The following is a 3269-nucleotide window of genomic DNA, read 5'->3' as shown; positions in this document are numbered from 1 at the left end:
CTCCAGAGCAGGTCGTGTCAGTGTTTCTCCAACGAAATCAAGCCCTTGTTTCAAAAGTGATTGTGCTGACTTTACGAAACGGTCATTAATAATATCCATCCGCAACTGCACAATTTGATAATCGCCTCTTTTGTAAATATCAAAACCAAAACCTGCGCCATACAAATCATCAAGATACTCTCGAAATTGCTGCGTTTCTGGCCGTAATTCCGTTCCTCTGCGCAATACAAAAGGAGTAAGGGCGGTATTCGTGACCGTATCTTCATCTAAGGGACGGCCTATGTACACGGAAATAGCAAACGTTTTGAACCGATCTGTCGGCAGCACATGCAAACGAATATGATTCAACGTGCTGCGCTCAAATTGTATATGCTTCAAAGGTCTGTCTCCCTTCTAAGTTCGTAATAGTTCCATTATATTCCTATACGAGAAGGAGAAGCAACCAATGCAGGTCCCTTCTCCTTGTCCATCTCGAAATTATTTACAAAAAATATGCTTGCCAATATTCTTAACTTGTGGTCTACTCCAAATCCATTTGGATGTTGCTGTTACCGGATTAAAATAATAGATACACCCACCTGTAGGATCCCAGCCGCTTAATGCATCCTTAACAGCTTTTTTCGTCGATTCGCTCGGTGTAAGCCAAATTTGGCCATCTGCTACAGCAGTGAACGCACCTGGTTGAAAAATTACGCCAGACACCGTATTGGGGAAGCTCGGATTTTTGACACGGTTCAAAATGACTGCTGCCACGGCAACTTGTCCAATATACGGTTCCCCGCGGGCTTCACCATTCACAGCATTTGCCATTAAGTTAATATCCTGGTCCGAGAGCCCAAGGTTATTAGATGGAAGCAGATTAGGCGGCTTTTGGTCGGAAGTCCCCGTGTCGGCACCACCAGTACTTCCACCACCACCACCACCACTTGTGTTGCCTCCAGTTGCTGGCGCTGTTGGTTTCCAATTCTTCGTGGCTTCCCAGAGCTTAAGCTTTGTTTTTGCTCCTACAATGCCATCTACAGTCATCCCAAATTCGCCTTGGAAACGTTTCACAGCCGTTAATGTCTTATACCCATAATCACCGTCTATATTGCCGCCATAAAAACCGATGAATTTCAAACGTCCTTGCAGCTCATTGACGTCTGTCCCCGTAGCTCCATAACGTATCTCATTTTTGCTGAACGTTTCTTCTGCTGGCGGGTTGAACTTCCCTTTCAATTGGAAGGCAACAACCAATACGAAAACAATACAAAAGGTTAGTACAATTAATCGTTTATTCATTCCCCTTCTCAACCTCACTTTTCAAATAAGAGCCTTTTCTTGCTTTTCTTAGCTTATTATGAGAAAGGGGGTCTTTGTTTATGCAAACAAAAACACTCTCTAGAAAAGAGAGTGTCCATGCATTCATCCTATATTCGTTATCAGCTAATTCGATTGTGTTGGTATTGCTCAATTGACATCAGCACCTCACGGGGTTTACTTCCCTCATAGGGGCCGACAACTCCTTTGGCTTCCATAGCATCAACAAGCCTTGCTGCACGTGTATAGCCAACTCTCATGCGTCTCTGAAGTAAGGAAACAGAGGCTTGTTTCGCTTCTAACACGATTTGAACGGCTTGATCATACAGCTCGTCCTCGAATTCATTTTGCTGCTCAGGCATATCTTCAACTTGGGGCACCAATTCTTCTTGATAATTGGCTTGTTCTTGCGTGCGCACAAACGTTACGACATGTTCAACCTCTTGGTCAGATAAAAAAGCGCCCTGTACACGTACCGGCTTAGAGGCACCAACCGGTAAATAAAGCATATCGCCTCGACCTAACAGCTTCTCGGCCCCAACCATATCCAAAATTGTCCGTGAATCAACTTGCGAAGAAACACCGAATGCAATACGCGAAGGGATATTTGCTTTGATTACCCCCGTGATAACATCAACGGAAGGCCGTTGTGTGGCAATAATCAAGTGAATACCTGCTGCACGGGCCATCTGGGCTAATCGGCAGATCGAATCTTCTACGTCATTTGCTGCGACCATCATCAAATCAGCCAACTCATCTACAATGACAACGTAATACGGCAGCGGAGCTGCCGTACCGCTCTCGATAAGCATCGCATTGTAACCTTCAATGTTACGCGTCCCGCTCTTCGAGAAAAGCTCATATCGTTTCTCCATCTCGACAACGATTTTCTTGAGAGCTAGAGAAGCTCTGCGTGGATCAGTAACAACCGGCGCCAGAAGATGTGGTATTCCGTTGTATACATTTAACTCAACCATCTTGGGATCGATCATCAAAAACTTTACTTCGTTCGGTTTAGCTTTATACAAGATACTCGTAATGATCCCGTTGATACATACAGATTTACCCGACCCTGTGGCACCAGCTACTAGTAAGTGGGGCATTCTAGCCAAATTCCCAACGATGGGTTGTCCGGAAATATCCCTTCCAAGTACAACAGACAAGCGAGAGGTGGATTCTTGAAAAGCTGACGTTTCCATCACTTCTCGCATTGTTACAATCGAGACCTCTAGGTTTGGAACCTCAATCCCAATCGCCGACTTACCAGGAATCGGAGCTTCCATTCGAATATCCTTAGCAGCTAGCGCCAACGCGATATCGTCGGTTAAGGATACAATCCGACTAACTTTCACGCCGACGTCAGGTTGAATTTCATACCGTGTAACAGCAGGACCTCTGACAACCTCGAGAACTTTGGCACGAACTCCGAAGCTTTCCAAGGTAGCTTCCAGCTTTCTGGCGTTTGCTTTGTAATCGGACATCTCACTTCCTTTGCCAACAGCCGGCTTCGCCAGTAGTTCGAGTGCAGGCATTTCGTAAGGACGAGTTTGGACGGCCGGTACATGATCTTGAAACTCTAAAGTAACAGGCTCATCTTCAGCCGCTCCATCACCCGCTGAGGCAGGTTTTGTCTTAGGTAATACTGTTGTAGATGCAGCTGAGACAGGTTTAACCGATTGTTGTGCTTCTTGAAACACCTGCTCCTGAAAGTCGCGAATGATCGGTGTGACAGGCTGGTCCTCCGAAGAGATATCGCCAGCAACTCGTCCTTCATTCGATTTATAAACCACTTGTTCGGAAGCTTCCGCTGCTTCTGCATTATGTAGAAGTTCATCTTCAATCTCATCACTTACAGCTGTAGTTGCCTTCTTCCGACCTTCTTTAATAGGTCGTAACAATTCCATTATAAGTGGTGATTTCTTGCGTTTCACTGGCTGGAAAACTTCTTCATCGAACTCATCGTCAACAGG

At 45.4% G+C, this 3269-nt stretch carries 2 protein-coding genes and 1 pseudogene; all 3 read right to left on the bottom strand.

Annotated features, from left to right (window positions below; translation table 11 throughout):
• Positions 1–378: pseudogene (locus tag AC1DUA_RS30735) on the bottom strand (EF-P 5-aminopentanol modification-associated protein YfmF); the annotation flags it as partial.
• A 99-nt stretch (positions 379–477) separates the two neighbouring features.
• Positions 478–1281 carry a spore cortex-lytic enzyme gene (gene sleB / locus AC1DUA_RS30730; RefSeq protein ID WP_477503359.1) on the bottom strand — a complete coding sequence of 268 codons (804 nt, stop codon included), beginning with the start codon at positions 1279–1281 and terminating at the stop codon, positions 478–480.
• A gap of 140 nt (positions 1282–1421) precedes the next feature.
• Positions 1422–3269 (bottom strand): DNA translocase FtsK (locus AC1DUA_RS30725; protein ID WP_477503358.1); only part of this gene is annotated, 1848 nt, incomplete at its 5' end.

It is taken from the genome of Paenibacillus sp. 01T422 (assembly GCF_056398785.1).
This window is presented reverse-complemented; position numbering and strand designations above follow the sequence as displayed.